Source organism: Arenibacter palladensis, assembly GCF_900129275.1.
Taxonomy (GTDB): domain Bacteria; phylum Bacteroidota; class Bacteroidia; order Flavobacteriales; family Flavobacteriaceae; genus Arenibacter; species Arenibacter palladensis.
On sequence record NZ_FQUX01000004.1, the window covers coordinates 204052 to 221274 of the forward strand.

Genomic DNA, 17223 nt, shown 5'->3' on the forward strand with positions numbered 1-17223 from the left:
TTAAATATGTCCTGTTATTTTTTTGGGCGTAATTATAGTACAGAAGTTTTTAATGAGATATCTGCATGTTTCCATGCCTCATCATATTCCTGCTCGATCTTTTTTGCCTCTTCTATTTTACCTTGACCAATAAGGCTTTTATGCAATCCCATTAAAGACCAGCCGTTTTGGCGGAGTATTTCCAGGTCTTCCTTGTATACTTTTTCAGCTTCTTCATATTTTTGGGCCTTTAATAAAATAGCACCTAAAGTCTGCCTTACTGGTATATGCCATGCTGTAGGTTCGCTATAAATTAACTGGTCTTCATGATATACCGCTTGCTTTAGAAATTCCAAGGCCTCTGTTGTATTACCTTCTGCATGGGCTATTTCACCGGAAACAACCCCATGTGCAATTTGGGCTATACTTGAAGATGGATTGGTGTAATTGGCCACAACGGTTTCCAATTCTGGGTCGTTCTTCATTAATCGAAGGGCTTCCAGCTCTTCCTTGGCCTCTTTGATGTTATTTTTTCTGACAAAGGCAATTCCCCTTGCGTAATGCCAAATAAGTTTAAGGTGTTTATATTGATCTCCTGGATAAGGTATGGTCAGAATTTCATTCCACTTTCCAAAGCGGATATAGGCCAACAGTGGAGAGGAAGCAAAATCTTGTAAAAATGGCAAAGTTGCCATCTCGCTTATTGGTACTTTTTCCGCTGTTTTTTTTGCGGCGTCAATAGCTAGGTCACTGTTGCCCAAGAGGGTAGCGGCAGACCATAGAAAGTGTAGATTGTGCGGGTAATATCCCAATGGATACATGCCCTGGGAATAGCATTGGGAGATATAATCCTCATCTGCCAAAATAGCTGCCTGATTCACCTTTACCGCATCCTCATACCTGCCTACCCTTATATAAATATGTGAAGGCATATGTACAATATGGCCTGCTGCGGGCATTAGGGACCCTAGTTTGTCCGCACTGGGAATGGCGAGGTCTGGTTTGGGAAGCTCCACCATATGAATATAATAATGATGGGCTCCTGGATGGTCGGGATTCAGGATCATTGCACGCTCTAACGCAGTTTTTCCCTTTAGTGTATTGGGAGCTGGGTTGCCATCATTGTCCCAATAATTCCAAGGCATGGTATTCATAATGGAGGCAGCGTACAAGGTCTGTATATGGGCATCATCTGGAAATGCTTCCACTACTTTTTCCATGGCACTCATATAGGCCATGTTCAATTCTGAAATTTCTTTAGTTAAATCACCACTATATCTGTGGGTCAAAGCTTCTATTAAAGCTTTTTCCTTGGGCGAACTGTTTTGGGACAGGTTTTTGGCTTTTAATATTGCTTCATAAGATTTTTTTCTGCGCTCGTCATCTGGCATGGGGTCATTTATATTGGGGCCCAATGCGTAGGCCTGTCCCCAATAGGTCATGGCAGCCTTTGGGTCGAGTCGAGATGCTTCCATAAACGAACGGTGGGCTTCGGCATGGTTAAAAGCATAGGTAAGTTTTACGCCCTGATCAAAATAAGCTTGGGCCTTTTGGTCTTTTGTGCTTATGCCGAAATGTAAATTACCTAGGTTCTCGAACAGCGGTGCAATTTGTTGGGTGGTATCCACATTGCTCAATAGGAATTTGGCCACAGTACATTTCATGGAGTAAAAACTGGCTTCCTGCGTTACCTCCAATACCTTTGGAGAGGTTTGAGGCGTCCAAAAATAGGCTATGGCCATTAGCACTATCAAGAATATGGACAAACTTAATTTTGTTTTCATGACGTTGATGTTTTATGTTGATGCCGTTAGGTCCATTTTGGATTTCCAAAACGTTGCAATGCCTCAACCTATGTTTGATGATAGGTTGGCTTTGTTTTTAATTAAGGACTGTTTAAGTGCGAGGGGAAAATTTGTAATCGTTTAAATACAGGGGAGATAAAAAACTAAATATTACGATATCTAAAAGTAGTGAATTCTAGGAGGTTATACAAGTATTAAATGGTTGGTGTTGGTGAAAGAAAGCCCTTGAAGTTGATATTCCGCAAACTATGAGTTGGCTATTTCTACGAATAATAGGGTCAAGAATGTTACATAGAAAATTTCTTGGCAATATATTCCTTTAGTCACCAATAGCTTTTTGGACAATACTTTGCGCTTTTCCCAGCTCATCGGCATGGACATAGATCTCTTGGTTCCCTTGAATGGCAGATCCAAAACCTGCCAACCTTCCGGATTCCGATTCATCCTTTATCACTGGTACTATGCCAATTTCCCTTAGTTGATTAACTATTGTCTGAACAGAAATAAAACTACCTGAAAATATGCGGGTATAATTGGAATTCATTTTTTTAGTATTGGTAAACTGTTGTTAAGATACAAATTTTATATAAACGCCAATCAGACAGTATTTGTTTCGGCATTAGTATCTTTGTGGCCGATGAAGACTATTATAGTAGGTATTATCTTTTTTTTATGCGCATTGCCGCTGTACGCACAACTGGAACAGGATAAGGTGAAACATTTTATGGCCGGTACCTTAAGTGGGGCTATAGGAGCAGATATTGCGGATGGCTTTTCTGGAGGTAACCGCTATTGGAGAATTGCCGGTGCCGTAACTTCAAGTCTGTTGGCAGGCTTGGCCAAGGAGGCATATGATGAGTATAAGTACAACGGTTGGGACAACAGAGATCTTGCTGCTACAGTATTGGGAGGAGTTTCCATTGGAATTACTATTGATATTTTTTCGGAGAAGAGGCAAAGAAAGGGAAAAGAAATGATGGTTGAAATCGTCGATGAAAATATGACTTTTGGTAAGCATGAAATGGAATACTGAAGGAATTGATTTTGATTGAAAATCCATAAAACTGGACGTTACCAAATCTTAGATTAGTCCTCTCGCTTTTATTTCCAAATATTTGTTGATGGTATTTATGGTCAAGTGCTCTGGTTTTGTTAGAATGGTCTGTATTCCGTATTTCCTTAGTTCGTTAACGATAAGCTTCTTTTCATAAACAAATTTCTCTGCAATTGTTTTTTCAAATATTTGTTGGATGGTCTCGGCCTTTTCATCCGTAAATTTGATCAATTCGGTGTTCTCAAAGAAAATGACTACTAATAAATGTTGCTTGGCAATTGCTTGTAGGTAGGGTAGTTGTCGCTGCAGGGCATCCAAGGTCTCGAAATTGGTATAGAGCAGTAGCAGGCTCCTGTGGGTAATATTTCTTTTAATATCGGCGTATAATCGACTGTAATCACTTTCTGCAAAATTCGTCTCCAAATTGTAAAGTGTTTCCAAAATAAGGTTCATTTGGGAACTTCGTCTCTCGGCAACTACCCTGTTTTCAATCTTCTTGGCAAAGGCGAACATTCCGGCCTTGTCATGTTTTTTAAGGGCAATGTGGGAGATGACCAAGGTAGCGTTAATGGCATAATCCAATAAGCTAAGTCCGTCAAAAGGCATTTTCATGACCCTCCCTTTATCTATAATGGAGTAAATAGGCTGCGACTTTTCATCCTGATACTGGTTTACCATTAGGCCACCTTTTTTTGCAGTTGCCTTCCAGTTAATGTTCCGGATATCATCTCCCAGAACATAATCCTTGATCTGCTCGAACTCCATGGTATGGCCAATACGGCGAATTTTCTTAAGGCCGTATTCGAAGAGTTTATTGGTAAAGGCCATAAGGTCATACTTCCGCAATTGTAAAAAGGAGGGGTACACAGGGACTTGCTGTTCATTGCCAAAAATGTACTTTTTGGAGATGAAACCAATAGGGGAGTTGGCAAACACGTTTAAATTCCCAAAGGAATACACTCCTCTTTCCGTGGGTCTCAGGTAATAATTGAACCGCTTTTCCTTACCTTTCCCAAGGGTAGTGTAAATTCCGAAATCCCGCTTTTGAAATTGATGGGGTACTTCATCCAAAATCTTCAAACCGACCGGGAACAAGTAAGAATTGGATAGACTTATGTTAATTTCGTTTTCATCCCCATTGGAAAGTTTTTCGGGAACCGAACGATGTCCTGTTATTCCGCCCTTGGATGCGAATACCAATATAATATCGACCAAAAAAATTAGGGCAAATACATAGAACAATAATTTAACTGCTCCAAAAATATTTGGCACCATATAAGAAAGCAAGAACCCTAAGACCAAAATAGTCAATACAATAAAGAATCTCTTTTGTAAATAGATGTTGCTTAGGAGTTTCTTCATATGATATAGGGTACTATCGTACATTTTATAGCCAATAGATTTTGTCCGTTATCTTGGAATTTCAATGGTTTCCATAATTTGTTTAATCACTTTATCCGGAGTAAATCCTTCCATTTCCCTTTCAGGAGTCAATATAACTCTGTGCCCCAATATTGGGGTTGCCACTTTTTTAATATCATCCGGGGTTACAAAGTCACGTCCGTTGATGGCAGCCAGAGCTTTGGAGGCGTCCATGATAGCTATGGAGGCTCTGGGGGAGGCTCCAAGATATAGGTTGGCATTGTTACGTGTATTATGGACAATTCCTGCTATATACTTCATTAGATTGTCCTCTATAATAATTTCCTTGATAACCTCTTGATAGCTGGCTATTTGGTCTGCGCTAAGCACCGAAGTTATTAAGCTTTCCAAATTTTTGTTTTTTTGGCGATGTTTACTTTCCAAAATCTCTATCTCTTCCTCCAGGGATGGATAGTTCACTTTTATTTTAAAAAGGAAACGGTCCAATTGGGCTTCGGGAAGTCGGTAGGTACCTTCCTGTTCAATTGGATTTTGTGTGGCAAATACCAAAAATGGCGGCGACATTTCATAAGTAAGTCCATCCATGGTAATTTGCCGTTCGGCCATAGCTTCAAACAAGGCTGCTTGGGTTTTGGCGGGGGCTCGGTTTATTTCATCTATCAAAATAATATTTGAAAATAAAGGGCCTTTTTTAAATTCAAATTCCGAGGTCTTCACATTAAAAATTGATGTGCCCAAAATATCGCTTGGCATTAGATCTGGTGTGAATTGTATTCTGCTGAAGCCTACGTTCATTGTCTTTGCCAGGAGTTTGGCAGTGACGGTTTTGGCAACACCCGGTACCCCCTCAATTAAGGAATGCCCATTGGCCAAGATAGAAATAATGAGTAATTCGATCATTTCCTGTTGCCCAATGATAACTCTTCCCAATTCGGTTTTTATCTGTGCCACCGACTCTTGTAGCTGGCTTAGGTCTATTCTGTTTTTAAATTCCAACGGCCTGTAGTCTTCCCCTTGCTGACTTTCTTCCATGTATTATTTTTTAAATTGATTTATTTTTTTGTTCAATTGAACCACATCTTGTTCATTGTGATGTTTTTTATTGTTAAGATGTACTACAAAATCTAAAAGTTCTTTGACTTTCAATAGTGGTTTGCCCGATTTTGCCGCAAGATCCATGGTGGTTTTTTCGTTTATGGATTCGGTATTTAGTTGATATTGACTTCTAATATGCTCCAAGAAAAAATTAATCTTTTTATGGATCAGATCTGTATAGTCCCTATGCTCATAATATAGCCCCCCGACGGTTTTGGCAAATTCAATGGACGAATTCTCCAAAGGTGTAATCACTGGAATAATCCGTTGCTCCCTTTTGGCCTTGAATATTATAAAAATTAATAGTCCTAACATACCCAAGTAATAGGCCCACCTTAGGGATGCTTGATTAAGTATAAAGCGCATGGGGGAATCTATTACTATCCGTCCGGATTTTTTATAATTATCCCAATATACATCCAAATCCTTGAGATAGCCAAAGGCATTTGCTGCATAGTCTTTATTGCCTCTAAGCATATAATAGTTGGTAAACGCTTGAGGAGTGGTATTCAGGTAAAAATGGCCCTTACCGAATCTTACCTTTACAAAATTGGGACTCATGGCCATTTTATTGGATCCTGAAGCTAAAGTTCCCTGTTCCGATTTAAAGTTAATATACCCTAAAACCGTTGTGTTTAATGTATCCACGGAAGAAAAATGGGTATTGTATACTCCGCGCTTTAAGGGATAATTTTGTTTGGAAAATGAATTGTTGGTAAGGTGGATCAGGACTGTATCCTCTTTTATGGAGTATTGGGTTTCTACTTCAATGTTTAAGGTGTCTGCCAAATAGGTGCCAAAGCTGGAAGCAGCAATAAAGGTGTCATTACCATCATAAACGTATTGAAGTAATTTAAAAGTCTCCTGTTTGTCCAGATCCAGAAAATCATTGATCAATAAATAGTTGGAGGCGGTGCTGGAATCCCTTGTAGCAAGGACGTTGTATAAACTTTCATTGGTAGTGTGTATTTTTTGTCCTGGGAATAGTTTGGGGAGTTCATGGAACAGTACATAGCACCCAAAAGGTATTTTGTCCGAGGAAGTATATGATGGTCGCCAGTTTAGGGGTTTCGGGCGCACAACTTCGGTTACTATAATGCCAATAAGTACGGCAAGAAACAACCCAAGGATTATTTTGGAACGCTTATCCATGGGCGCTTATGTTGTTAAGGTTGGTAAACGTAATCTGGGCGGCTCGGTATTTTTGATCGTCTATTTCCTGTTCCCCGTACCAGATATGGTCGTATAAATAGGAAACATCTTTAAATAGTAGCCTTATTTTGGGAGCTATTATTTCTTTTTCGTAGTCCAGATTGGTTTTTTCATAATGCCATTCAATGATCTGATGTTGGGACAGTGTTTTTAATACTTTTAGATACTGGTAACGTATGGCCAGTCTGTAATTATTTTGTTGTATGGCATCGGTTATCAAAGCATCCAAATCCAAGCTTTCTATATGTTCCTCGGCCAAGTTTAGATTTATGGTTGCAGCCTCCTTTTTTCTAAATATGGCTGAGGCGTTTTCTCCGGTCAGGAATCTTATTAACAGGTATATGGCCAAAGCGCCCATTAGTCCATAAATAAGGTATTCCAGTAGTTGGGTAATCCCTGGTGGAATGTCAATACCAAAAACATCCCTGAGTCCGTTCATAACCCATGTAAGAAAACGGGCCAGTAAATTTTGTGATTCACCATCCTTGATGTCGTAGTTAAACTCCTTTCCCTGATATTTTTGGATAAGATCTTCATCCAAACTTCGCAATACCAATTTACTGTTGGTATCTTCGGTTAAGGGTACCGAATCCTTTTCCCCTTGGGCCAACCCGAAGAATAAATTAAAAAAACAATAAAGGGTTGCGGTTAATCTTATCACTGGTCTTGAAGTCCTATTTGGTCTATTTTGCTTCTTGAATTGAGATTATATGTTTTTTCGTGCAGGGAAAAGTACAACAGCCCATTTACAAACTGCGATAGACATTGCGAATAAACCGCAATTATCAGGAACAGGCAGGTGCCCAAGGTGTAAATGATAGTGGGTACCACGGAAGCACCTAGATCAACATCGTTTTGAACTACGTGAAAAGTGTATATCCCGATAAGAATTCCAGGAATCATAATGACCACCATGAACAAAAGACCAATTAAGAACCCTAAGATAAAGTTAACCCCTACGGACCTCCAAAAATTTTTGGTCACCAAGTTCCAACCTTCTCCAAGGGCATCGGTAACACCTCGTTTTTCTTTCAACATTACAAAGAAGGATACTCCTACCCAGGCCATTACGAAGTATTGAATTACATATTGTGCAAGCATACCTGCCAAGGGTATAAAAGTCAAGATTATGGCTGCGATCATAATGCCAAAAAATAGTAACATCAAAATCAGAATAAAAACAATGATGCTTCCCAGATTATTTTTGACTTCTTCCCAAACCTCGGTTTTATCAAAATTCTGCCCTTTGCGTTCTTCGTATTTTATCATATATGAAGTGCTGAGACTATAATTTAACACAGCCACCATTAGAAAAATAACAAAGAACAGAATACCTCCAAAGATAAAGTACATAATATAGGCTTCGCTGCCGGAACCTACTACATCCAAGACTGTATTTTGGTTATTGGTGATAAGTCCAATTACCCCGGATACCAGCAAATAACTAACAACTAATAGTCCTATTAGAAAAATACCGTTGTAGCTTAGAAAAACATTGGTGAATTTTTTAAGGTTTTGTTTAAAGAATTCGAAGTAAACATTGATGATATCCCCAAAGTCCCTATTAACTCTTAGTTCAATAAATTTTTCCTGATTTTCGACTTGCATAAGATTGGTTTAACAAAATGGGATATATGATATAATAAAAAAGAACTAGCAATAAAGAGCTGCCTATAATTAAAAACGCCAACCAAGAGGGCATATTGGAATAGCGGGTAATAAACCCTTCTATAAAACCGGCAATTATAAAAAAGGGAATGGTGCTGACCACTACTTTTAATCCGTCCTTGGCCCCTTTCATAAAAGAAATTCTTCTGGAATAGGTTTTGGGAAACAGAATGCTATTGCCCATGATCAATCCGGCACAACCGGCAATAATGATAACCGAAATTTCTATGGTCCCATGTAGCCAAATCTGCTTGTTTGCCTGATAAAAGACATCCTGGGTGTAAAAAAAAGTAATGAAAGCCCCTAGCATTACACCATTGCTAAACAGAATATAAGCAGTACCGATACTGGTAATTACACCAAAGGAAAAGGCCATAAAGGCTACTTTGATATTGTTTATGGTAATTCCTAAAAAAGTGCCAATTTCACTGCCTCCTTTATATATGGCAGTGGGGTCTCCGCTGGCAATATTGTTGAGGGTTTCGTTTACATAGGCATCACCTAAGATCAACCTTACAAAGGTATCGTCGTTCATAGCGGAAATACTGCCTATAGCACTGGCGATCATAAAGATTAGAAAGGCGATGCCCAAGGTTTTATGATATTGCCTAAAAAAAAGTGGGAATTCCGTTTTCCAAAATTCCACTATTCTGTTACTGCTCTCCTTTTTGTTCTTATATATTTTTTGATGTGCCTGGGATGCCAAGGAATTTAAGTACAATAATGTCTTGCTTTCGGCGTAATAAGTCTGTGCGTAGGCGAGGTCGTTGGTCAATTGAATGTAACCATTGGCAAGTTCGTCCGGACTAATGTGGGCATTATAGTTGATAGCCTTTTCAAATGCTATCCATTTTTCCTTATTTTGCTTCACAAAAGCTGCCTCACGCATACTGGGATAATCCTTTAAAAAATAAAAATAGTACTAATATGTCCAAACTTCAAATCAATACAACGCAAAATGTAAACCTGGATTATAAAATTGTTGGAATTGGTGAAAGGATCGTGGCTTTTTTAATCGACGGCTTTATACTATATCTCTACGCCATGCTGGTGCAGTTGATAGGAAGGGCCATAGGTTATGTGTATGATGATAGTTGGACACAAATAGGGTTGGTAAGCCTTATTTTTCTTCCGGCCATGTTTTATAGCTTAATATTGCACTCACTTTTCAATGGTCAAACGGTGGGGAAAATGCTCATGAAAATAAGAGTGGTGAGATTGGACGGATCCCCTGTACATTGGTCAAATTTATTGGTTAGGTGGATGCTCCGTGTTGTGGATATTTGGCTTTTCTTTGGGTCCGTTGGATTATTGACCATTTTATTTACGGATAAAAAACAAAGGTTAGGGGACGCCGCTGCCGGTACCGTGGTTATAAGTACTAAAAATACAGTGAAAATTTCACATACTATTTTGGAAGAGGTAGAGGAAACCTATGCCCCTAAGTTTACCAACGTTACCTTATTGACAGATAAGGATGTTCGTCTCATAAAGGAAACCTACCAAATTGCCAAAAATAGTCATGACTATAAGACCATGAAGGCCTTGAGGGATAAGGTGGAAAGTGTTTTGAATTCCAATTCGGACCTGTATGACGTGCAATATATAGATACAGTATTAAAAGATTATAATTTTTATACCCAAAAATCATAGCCCATGCTCTATTTTGTAATTGATATATTAGGAATAATTTCCTTTGCCATTTCCGGAGTTTTGGTGGCTATGGACAAAAAATTGGATCTTTTTGGGGTCTTTATTATAGCTTTTGTAACGGCGACCGGGGGTGGTACTTTACGGGATTTGTTAATTGGCAATACACCAGTATTGTGGATGCAGGAACCTACCTATGTTTATGTGATAGCCGGAACCGTTGTTTTTGCCATAATTTTCAGGAATCAATTGAAATATGTGCGCCGGTCACTATTTCTTTTTGATACTATTGGAATAGGCCTGTACACCATGGTTGGCATTTCTCATGGGTTACAATCGGGCTTGCCTCCGGTAATGTGCATAGCCCTTGGTACTATAACAGCTTGTTTTGGAGGGGTAATACGCGATATATTATGTAATGAAATACCTGTAATATTTAGAAAGGAAATTTATGCCACGGCCTGTATAATGGGTGGTGTTAGCTTTTTCCTTATTCGTAAATTGCCCTATGATGATGCATATGCCTATGTAGCTACCATATTGATCGTCATCGGGATCCGATTGCTTGCAGTTAGATTCAAGATATCCCTTCCAAGTATCTACCGTAGAGTCAAGGAAGGGTAGTTGCTTTTGTGGATAGGGTGCAATTAGAGGGTAGGAATAGGACCGCTTGCTTTGTATCAATATATAATAATTTATTGCCTATTAAAAAGCTTCCGCTTTTAGAATATAGATATTCTGGGAAGGCCAATCCCCATTGTCCACAGGTTGGCTGTTTATTTTGTCTACCACATCCATGCCGTCTATTACCCGTCCAAATGGGGTGTATCCACCATCCAAGTGATAGGAGCCCGGTTTGGTAACCACTATAAAGAATTCGTAGGGAGATGCCAATTTATGGGGGTTGTTGATTTCACTGCTGGGCATAGATACTACCCCCCTATGGTGTTTGTGCCCTTTTCTTGTATCGGGAGGCAAAAGATATCGTCCAATTTTTGACCTTTTTTCCGCAGTTTCCACATTATCGGCATTTCCTCCTTGAATTATGAAGTTTTTAACTACTCTATGGAAATAGGTATTGTTAAAATACCCCATTTTGGTAAGGTATATAAAGTTGGCTTTATGATAGGGCACGTTGTCGAATAGTTCTATGGTAATTTCCCCTAGGCTAGTGGTTAGTTTTACCTTGTCCTCCTTTAAGGTTTTGCTGTAATTGAAGAAAAACTCAATGGCATTATCTTCCGTTAGCTCAAAGGCCTCTTCTTCTTTTTCCTCTACTTCTGCAGGTATCTCTGGAACAATGCTATCTTTTTTAATATTGTTCTGGGGAAGCTTGTTTTCTTCGGTAGTCGGCTGATCTTTGCAGCTCCCTAAAAGGAACATAAACAATAATGCAAAAAGTGAAATTTCTTTAAGTGACATGTAATTTGTATTATTTTTTAAATGAGTGTTAAATGATTAATATCGCCCGAGGGTTGGTTGTTTTTTAATTAATTTGCTGAAAATTACAAAAATAGAATTTGTGCATTTTGACGATTTTTCCAACAGAGTATCAAAAATAGAAAATCTAGAACTTCCTGGAAGTGCTTCGCATTATAAAATGGCCCCAATGTACAGGATAAAAGAGTTGGAGTCCGGTAAAATAGTAAAGAAAAATCCGAGGCAGGCTGCAGTAATGGCGCTTTTTTATCCAAGTATGGACTACCAGACCAACCTACTTCTGATATTAAGAAATACCTATAAGGGCATACATAGCAATCAGATAGCATTGCCTGGTGGCAAGGTGGAAAAGTTGGACCTAAATTTGTTGGATACCGCCTTGCGTGAAACCCAGGAAGAAGTGGGGGCAATTCGGGAGCAGATTACGGTAATCAGATCCATGAGTGAGGTCTATATTCCTCCGAGCAATATTGAGGTTACGCCCTACCTTGGGCTCTATAAAAAGGAGAAACCGTTTTTACGACAGGCAGATGAGGTGGCGGCCATTGTAGAGGTTCCCTTGTATGATTTTATGGATGATAAGAAAATTTTTCATCAAATTTTGAATACGTCCTATGCACAGAATGTAGAGGTACCAGCCTTTAAATTAAATGGTTATACAGTTTGGGGGGCAACCGCAATGATGTTGAGTGAAATTAAGGAATTGTTTAAACAAGTGTTATAAGGTACTTATTTTGTAATTTTGAATGTTAACAAAAAAAATATGGGCCTGTTTAAGAAAAATCCGTTTGGACATAATTTGTTTTTAAAGAAGTGGCTTATACGCATTCTGGCCGTTATCACGCACAAAAGATATAGGGGATTTAATACTATTGAAATTGAGGGGTCGGATATTATTAGAAAATTGCCACCTCAAAATGTACTTTTTGTAAGTAACCATCAGACATATTTTGCGGATGTGGTAGCCATGTTCCATGTCTTCAACGCCAGTTTAAGCGGTAGGGAAGATTCTATAAAAAATTTGGGATACATATGGCAGCCCAAATTGAATATGTATTATGTGGCGGCGGCGGAAACCATGAAGAAAAGCCTGTTGACAAAAATCTTGGCATATGCGGGTTCAATTAGTGTGGAGCGTACTTGGAGGTCCGAAGGACAGGACGTTAACAGACAGGTTAAAATGAGCGATATTTCCAATATTGGGACGGCACTAAAGGATGGTTGGGTAATTACATTTCCCCAAGGCACCACAACTCCCTGGAAACCGTTACGTAAAGGAACTTCCCATATTATAAAGAAATACAGACCCGTAGTGGTCCCTGTGGTCATAGACGGTTTTAGAAGATCTTTCGATAAAAAAGGACTGCGTATTAAAAAGAAAGGAATTCTACAGTCTATGGTAATCAAGGAACCATTGGATATCGATTATGAGAATGAATCTTTCGATTCCATCATTGAAAAATTGGAATATGCCATAGAGCAACATCCGTCCTTCTTAAAGGTTATTCCCAAAAGTGAGTTAATGGCATACGAAGAGGAAAACAAAAAACGGAAATTCAGGGTCTAAATATCCATTTCCTTAAGTTCCTTATAGTTTTTCTTTAGTTTCTTTAGGAGGATTCCGTAAAGTAAAAAATAAATACATCCCATTACTAGGGTAACCACTACCCCCAAAACAACCACTGTTGCGATCAAGGTGGTCTTTAATTGTTCCCGGCTAATATTTTCTGGCTGATAGCTATAGCCCATTGCGGCCATGGGATCTTCGTTCAAATATATACCTACGGCCATGACTATGAACGACAGGAATATCAGGGACAAACAGAATATGACGTAATATTTAACGGTCTTTCTGGTTTTTAAGATGTTCAATAGAAGTTTTTTGGCATTGTCCAAGGTTGATATTTCCCTATATCTTCTATAGAACTGAAAGATAAAAAAGAGCACCACGGTATATTGAAGCACGTTGGAAATCAATAGAAAATTCCCAAGGCCCAGATCTTTCCATACCGCGAGATTTTTGGACATAGAAGGAAGGAGGTACAATAGGTGGGGTACCAAAAATTCTATAATACTTATTAAGAAGATCCATTTAACGATGGAAGAGGATTTCTTCCATATCATTTTATAAATCTCATCAAAGGACAGTTGAGGCAATTGCTTGTCTTTCTTTTGCCAATCCCTTTTTAATAATTCCAGTTCATCCATCATGTGGCTAGGGATTTAAAATGGTTTTTAATTTGTTTTTTATTCGGTTCATTTTCACTCTGGCATTTACCTCGGTAATACCCAAGGTTTCCGCTATTTCTCTGTAGTCTTTATCTTCCAGGTAAAGAAAGACCAAGGCCTTGTCTACATCCCCTAATTGCCGTACCGCATTGTACATTAGTTTAAGTTGTTGTTCCTCGGTAGGGTCGTATTCGTCCGCTGTTATTTTAAACATGACCGACTCATAATCTTGGGTCGGTATACTTTTTTTTGATTTTCTATATAATGTTATGGCCGTATTCAATGCAACCCGATACATCCATGTACTAAATTTGGATTCTCCCCTAAACTTGGGATAGGCCTTCCATAATTGAATCGTTATTTCCTGAAACAAATCATTATGGGAGTCCCTATCATTGGTGTACAATGTACAGACCTTATGCACAATATTCTGATTGTGCTCCAATTCCGTAACAAATTGATGTTCCAAATCTTTGGTCACTCGGTTCTAGTAGTTAGTTGATGATTAGTAGCAGAAAATATATTTTTGTTACAACCAATATATTTTTTAAAGCGGATAATTAAAAATTATTGTGGATTTACTTTGTTCTACATTATGATTCATCTATTAGAATAGTCAAATCGTTCGTTAAAGTTGTGTGCTATTTTATTTTTGGTAAATCTGAATACATTTAAATCCAATATTCTTCTTCTTGATTAGTTTGCGAATGTTTAAATTTACCCATATTTACGCGTATGAATATTCCTAAGACTAGTTTTCCAAGAATTGTTATTATAGGTGGTGGTTTTGCAGGTATTTCCATTGCCAAAGGATTGAAAAATAAAGAAGTACAGGTTGTACTTCTGGATAAACATAATTATCATACTTTTCAGCCTCTGTTATATCAAGTATCTACCGGGGGCTTGGAGCCAGATTCCATTGCCTATCCCATACGAAAAGTTATAAAGGGCTATACCAACTTTTTCTTTAGGTTGGCCAATGTTGAGGAAATAAGAACCGAGGAAAATACTATTGTGACCAATATAGGTGCCCTTGAATATGATTATTTGGTGATTGCCACTGGTTCTGAAACCAATTATTACGGGAACAGGGAGATTGAAATTAATAGTATGGCCATGAAAACCATACCCCAGTCATTAAATCTTAGAAGTTTAATACTGGAAAACTTTGAGCAGGCACTTCTCACCGATCAATATCATGAAAGGGACGCCCTAATGAATTTTGTCATTGTTGGGGGAGGGCCTACGGGGGTGGAATTGGCCGGTGCCTTGGCGGAAATAAAAAAAGGGATTCTGCCAAAGGATTATCCGGATCTGGATACCAGAAGGGTACAAATTCATATCATTCAATCCGGAGATCGCATACTTAAGGAAATGAGTGAAAAAGCTTCACAAAAAGCGGAGGATTTTTTGGAGGGACTTGGTGTTCAAATATGGAAAAATACAAGGGTAACGGGCTATGACGGTAAAACGGTTACCACGGATACAGATGTTAATTTTGAAACTGCTACCCTAGTTTGGGCAGCTGGTGTAAAAGGAGTTGAAATTAAAGGTTTGAATGCCAAAGATCTATTGGTGGGAGGAAGTAGAATTCCGGTAGATGAATTCAATAAGGTAAAAGGTCATAGCAATATTTTTGCTGTTGGGGATGTGGCCTGTATGCAGACGGAGGATGCGCCCAAAGGGCACCCTATGATGGCTCAGCCCGCCTTGCAGCAAGGAAGGAACCTTGGGGAGAACCTAGTGCGATTATTGGAAAACAAGCCCTTAGAGCCCTTCGTTTACAAGGACAAGGGCAGTATGGCCACTATTGGAAGGAACAAGGCAGTGGTGGATATGAAGAATATTAGGTTCCAAGGAGTTTTTGCCTGGTTTGTTTGGATGTTCGTACACCTGTTCTTTCTTATCGGCTTTAGGAACAGAATGGTGGTCTTCGTGAACTGGGTTTATAATTATGTTCGCTTCGATAGGGAGGCCCGATTGATCATTAGGCCCTTCAATAGAAATTATAGCGCTTTTAAGGATTAGAATAAGTAAGCATTAAGTTTAATTGTCCAATCCTATATCACACTTTTTCTGGGATGGTATTTATTCATTACTTCGGCTAAATGTGTGCGATCTACATGCATATAAACTTCCGTTGTGGTTATGCTCTCATGGCCGAGCATTTGTTGAATGGCCCGCAAATCTGCTCCATTCTGCAATAAGTGGGTGGCAAAGGAATGCCGAAATGTGTGGGGGCTTATACTTTTTTGTAGCCCTATATCCTGTGCAAGTTGTTTTATAAGGGTAAATATCATGGCACGGGTCAATTTATTCCCTCGTCGGTTTAAAAAAAGGACATCTTCAGCCCCCTTTTTAATGGTCATATGGCTTCGTATTTCCTTTCTATAGATATTGATGTATTTTTTGTTGATTTCGCTTATGGGAACAAAACGTTGCTTGTCGCCTTTTCCCGTAACCTTGATAAAATCCTCCTCAAAATAAAGGTCCGATAATTTTAAGTCCAATAGCTCGGAAACCCTTAGTCCACAGCCATAAAGTGTTTCCAAAATGGCCCTATTGCGCTCTCCTTCGGGTTTGGAAAGGTCTATGGCCCCAATGAGTGTATTAATTTCCACTTCGGAAAGTGTATCGGGGAGTTTGCGGCCAACTTTGGGGGATTCTATCAATTCCATGGGGTTGTCTTGGCGATAATCCTCGAAGACCAAGTAATTGAAAAAGCTTTTTAAACCCGATATTACCCTGGCTTGAGACCTAGGGTTTACATTTTTTGCCAGTTCGTAAATAAATTGTTGAACCGTACTTTTATCAATATTTATGGGTGTTTCCACAATTTGATGGCTTTCCAGGAAAAGTATTAATTTCTCAACATCCAAAACGTAGTTGCTAATGGAATTCTTGGAGAGACCTCGTTCCAAATTTAGGTAATGTTGAAAATCGTGAAGGGCTTGATTCCATTTCATAGCCTAAATATAATGGACTTTTTTGGGTTGAAATAACATATGCCCACTAACTCTTTATACGGATAAATTAATACTGGTTCTTTCCTGGTGGGTTGAATTGTTTATTGCCAATGGATTGTATAGAAACCGCCAGGGGATCAAATCCTTTTTCAAAGCGGGATTAATACTCCATGACCCTCTTTTTTTATGAATTACAATTTCTTACATTTATCCCATGAAGATTATCATTATCAACGGACCAAACCTTAACCTTTTGGGCAAACGAGAGCCAGAGGTTTATGGAAAAACAACTTTTGAGGAGTATTTTGCCACCTTGCAATTCAAGTTTAAGGAAGTGCAATTGGAGTTTTATCAATCTAATATAGAAGGTGAAATCATAAATAAATTGCACGATTGTGGTTTTGAAGGATACCAAGGTATTGTTTTGAATGCCGGTGCCTATACCCACACTTCCATTGGTATTGGCGATGCCATAAAGGGAATAACCACTCCTGTAGTTGAGGTCCATATCAGTAATACCTTTGGGCGGGAGGAGTTTAGGCATACCTCCTATATTTCCCCAGTAGCCAAAGGCGTAATATTGGGCTTTGGTCTAAAAAGTTACGACCTGGCTATTCAAAGCTTTTTGAAGGTAGACTAAGGTTGTGGTTTGTTTGGATAAAAAATAGCTATCCAAGTAAAATACAGTATTTAAACAATATCAGTGACGTACACTACTGACTACTGACTACTGAATACTGTT

At 38.8% G+C, this 17223-nt stretch carries 19 protein-coding genes; 7 read left to right on the plus strand and 12 right to left on the minus strand.

The genetic code is table 11. The features are described from left to right. Window positions 1-32: 32 nt before the first annotated feature. Together BUA60_RS13145 and BUA60_RS13150 are read right to left on the minus strand one after the other, a co-directional pair. Entirely contained in the window at window positions 33-1763 is a 1731-nt protein-coding gene (locus BUA60_RS13145) for a tetratricopeptide repeat protein (protein ID WP_072862362.1), read from the minus strand. A gap of 340 nt (window positions 1764-2103) precedes the next feature. Next, window positions 2104-2328, minus strand: a complete 225-nt coding sequence (locus BUA60_RS13150) for a putative signal transducing protein (RefSeq protein ID WP_072862364.1) — start codon at window positions 2326-2328, stop codon at window positions 2104-2106. A gap of 93 nt (window positions 2329-2421) precedes the next feature. On the opposite strand from BUA60_RS13150, the gene BUA60_RS13155 reads away from it, so the two are divergent. Then, window positions 2422-2817: a YfiM family lipoprotein gene (locus tag BUA60_RS13155; RefSeq protein ID WP_072862366.1), complete on the plus strand. Its 396-nt coding sequence runs from the start codon at window positions 2422-2424 to the stop codon at window positions 2815-2817. 48 nt (window positions 2818-2865) lie between these two features. On the opposite strand, the gene BUA60_RS13160 is transcribed toward BUA60_RS13155, so the two are convergent. From BUA60_RS13160 to BUA60_RS13185, 6 genes are read right to left on the minus strand one after another with little or no spacing between them, the layout of a single operon-like run. Next, the gene (locus BUA60_RS13160) at window positions 2866-4200 is read right to left on the minus strand and encodes a DUF58 domain-containing protein (protein ID WP_072862368.1); all 1335 of its coding nucleotides are present in this window, start codon (window positions 4198-4200) and stop codon (window positions 2866-2868) included. Window positions 4201-4248: 48 nt separating this feature from the next. After that, a complete protein-coding gene (locus BUA60_RS13165) occupies window positions 4249-5253 on the minus strand; it encodes an AAA family ATPase (RefSeq protein WP_072862370.1) in 1005 nt (334 codons plus the stop codon). 3 nt (window positions 5254-5256) lie between these two features. Further along, entirely contained in the window at window positions 5257-6468 is a 1212-nt protein-coding gene (locus BUA60_RS13170) for a DUF4350 domain-containing protein (RefSeq protein WP_072862373.1), read from the minus strand. Then, window positions 6461-7189 carry a hypothetical protein gene (locus tag BUA60_RS13175; RefSeq protein WP_143153189.1) on the minus strand — a complete coding sequence of 243 codons (729 nt, stop codon included), beginning with the start codon at window positions 7187-7189 and terminating at the stop codon, window positions 6461-6463. The genes BUA60_RS13170 and BUA60_RS13175 overlap by 8 nt, the downstream gene beginning before the upstream one ends. After that, the gene (locus BUA60_RS13180; RefSeq protein WP_072862376.1) at window positions 7186-8136 is read right to left on the minus strand and encodes a hypothetical protein; all 951 of its coding nucleotides are present in this window, start codon (window positions 8134-8136) and stop codon (window positions 7186-7188) included. The genes BUA60_RS13175 and BUA60_RS13180 overlap by 4 nt, the downstream gene beginning before the upstream one ends. After that, window positions 8105-9085, minus strand: coding sequence for a stage II sporulation protein M (locus BUA60_RS13185; RefSeq protein ID WP_072862378.1), 981 nt, complete (start codon window positions 9083-9085; stop codon window positions 8105-8107). Before BUA60_RS13185 ends, BUA60_RS13180 begins: the two co-directional genes overlap by 32 nt. A 38-nt stretch (window positions 9086-9123) precedes the next feature. Here BUA60_RS13185 and BUA60_RS13190 point away from each other — a divergent pair, with 38 nt between their 5' ends. Beyond that, on the plus strand, window positions 9124-9849 hold the full coding sequence (locus BUA60_RS13190) for an RDD family protein (RefSeq protein WP_072862379.1): 726 nt from the start codon (window positions 9124-9126) through the stop codon (window positions 9847-9849). A 3-nt stretch (window positions 9850-9852) separates the two neighbouring features. Further along, window positions 9853-10470: a trimeric intracellular cation channel family protein gene (locus BUA60_RS13195; RefSeq protein ID WP_072862380.1), complete on the plus strand. Its 618-nt coding sequence runs from the start codon at window positions 9853-9855 to the stop codon at window positions 10468-10470. An 81-nt stretch (window positions 10471-10551) separates the two neighbouring features. On the opposite strand, the gene BUA60_RS13200 is transcribed toward BUA60_RS13195, so the two are convergent. Next, complete coding sequence (locus BUA60_RS13200; protein WP_072862381.1) at window positions 10552-11268, minus strand: peptidylprolyl isomerase; 717 nt, start codon at window positions 11266-11268, stop codon at window positions 10552-10554. A 100-nt stretch (window positions 11269-11368) separates the two neighbouring features. Between BUA60_RS13200 and BUA60_RS13205 the strand changes: the two genes are divergently transcribed. Together BUA60_RS13205 and BUA60_RS13210 are read left to right on the plus strand one after the other, a co-directional pair. After that, a complete protein-coding gene (locus BUA60_RS13205; protein ID WP_072862731.1) occupies window positions 11369-12010 on the plus strand; it encodes an NUDIX hydrolase in 642 nt (213 codons plus the stop codon). 39 nt (window positions 12011-12049) lie between these two features. Continuing rightward, the gene (locus tag BUA60_RS13210) at window positions 12050-12853 is read left to right on the plus strand and encodes a lysophospholipid acyltransferase family protein (protein WP_072862383.1); all 804 of its coding nucleotides are present in this window, start codon (window positions 12050-12052) and stop codon (window positions 12851-12853) included. Here BUA60_RS13210 and BUA60_RS13215 read toward each other — a convergent pair. Both BUA60_RS13215 and BUA60_RS13220 read right to left on the minus strand, forming a co-directional pair. After that, entirely contained in the window at window positions 12850-13497 is a 648-nt protein-coding gene (locus tag BUA60_RS13215) for a hypothetical protein (RefSeq protein ID WP_084532599.1), read from the minus strand. The genes BUA60_RS13210 and BUA60_RS13215 overlap by 4 nt on opposite strands. A gap of 4 nt (window positions 13498-13501) precedes the next feature. After that, window positions 13502-13996: an RNA polymerase sigma factor gene (locus BUA60_RS13220; RefSeq protein WP_072862384.1), complete on the minus strand. Its 495-nt coding sequence runs from the start codon at window positions 13994-13996 to the stop codon at window positions 13502-13504. Between the two features lie 254 nt (window positions 13997-14250). On the opposite strand from BUA60_RS13220, the gene BUA60_RS13225 reads away from it, so the two are divergent. Beyond that, entirely contained in the window at window positions 14251-15543 is a 1293-nt protein-coding gene (locus BUA60_RS13225) for an NAD(P)/FAD-dependent oxidoreductase (RefSeq protein ID WP_072862386.1), read from the plus strand. Window positions 15544-15575: 32 nt separating this feature from the next. Here the strand turns inward: BUA60_RS13225 and xerD are convergent, their stop codons facing one another. Next, a complete protein-coding gene (gene xerD / locus BUA60_RS13230) occupies window positions 15576-16481 on the minus strand; it encodes a site-specific tyrosine recombinase XerD (protein WP_072862388.1) in 906 nt (301 codons plus the stop codon). Window positions 16482-16695: 214 nt separating this feature from the next. On the opposite strand from xerD, the gene aroQ reads away from it, so the two are divergent. Continuing rightward, on the plus strand, window positions 16696-17121 hold the full coding sequence (gene aroQ, locus BUA60_RS13235; RefSeq protein ID WP_072862390.1) for a type II 3-dehydroquinate dehydratase: 426 nt from the start codon (window positions 16696-16698) through the stop codon (window positions 17119-17121). Window positions 17122-17223 lie beyond the last annotated feature (102 nt).

What these genes read in the sequence shown, in the direction of transcription:
- BUA60_RS13185 (WP_072862378.1), bottom strand. Translation starts at nt 9,085, where the DNA reads ATGCGTGAGGCAGCTTTTGTGAAGCAAAATAAGGAAAAATGGATAGCA.
- aroQ (WP_072862390.1), top strand. Translation starts at nt 16,696, where the DNA reads ATGAAGATTATCATTATCAACGGACCAAACCTTAACCTTTTGGGCAAA.
- BUA60_RS13160 (WP_072862368.1), bottom strand. Translation starts at nt 4,200, where the DNA reads ATGAAGAAACTCCTAAGCAACATCTATTTACAAAAGAGATTCTTTATT.
- BUA60_RS13215 (WP_084532599.1), bottom strand. Translation starts at nt 13,497, where the DNA reads ATGATGGATGAACTGGAATTATTAAAAAGGGATTGGCAAAAGAAAGAC.
- xerD (WP_072862388.1), bottom strand. Translation starts at nt 16,481, where the DNA reads ATGAAATGGAATCAAGCCCTTCACGATTTTCAACATTACCTAAATTTG.
- BUA60_RS13190 (WP_072862379.1), top strand. Translation starts at nt 9,124, where the DNA reads ATGTCCAAACTTCAAATCAATACAACGCAAAATGTAAACCTGGATTAT.
- BUA60_RS13225 (WP_072862386.1), top strand. Translation starts at nt 14,251, where the DNA reads ATGAATATTCCTAAGACTAGTTTTCCAAGAATTGTTATTATAGGTGGT.
- BUA60_RS13165 (WP_072862370.1), bottom strand. Translation starts at nt 5,253, where the DNA reads ATGGAAGAAAGTCAGCAAGGGGAAGACTACAGGCCGTTGGAATTTAAA.
- BUA60_RS13145 (WP_072862362.1), bottom strand. Translation starts at nt 1,763, where the DNA reads ATGAAAACAAAATTAAGTTTGTCCATATTCTTGATAGTGCTAATGGCC.
- BUA60_RS13200 (WP_072862381.1), bottom strand. Translation starts at nt 11,268, where the DNA reads ATGTCACTTAAAGAAATTTCACTTTTTGCATTATTGTTTATGTTCCTT.
- BUA60_RS13180 (WP_072862376.1), bottom strand. Translation starts at nt 8,136, where the DNA reads ATGCAAGTCGAAAATCAGGAAAAATTTATTGAACTAAGAGTTAATAGG.
- BUA60_RS13210 (WP_072862383.1), top strand. Translation starts at nt 12,050, where the DNA reads ATGGGCCTGTTTAAGAAAAATCCGTTTGGACATAATTTGTTTTTAAAG.
- BUA60_RS13150 (WP_072862364.1), bottom strand. Translation starts at nt 2,328, where the DNA reads ATGAATTCCAATTATACCCGCATATTTTCAGGTAGTTTTATTTCTGTT.
- BUA60_RS13195 (WP_072862380.1), top strand. Translation starts at nt 9,853, where the DNA reads ATGCTCTATTTTGTAATTGATATATTAGGAATAATTTCCTTTGCCATT.
- BUA60_RS13155 (WP_072862366.1), top strand. Translation starts at nt 2,422, where the DNA reads ATGAAGACTATTATAGTAGGTATTATCTTTTTTTTATGCGCATTGCCG.
- BUA60_RS13170 (WP_072862373.1), bottom strand. Translation starts at nt 6,468, where the DNA reads ATGGATAAGCGTTCCAAAATAATCCTTGGGTTGTTTCTTGCCGTACTT.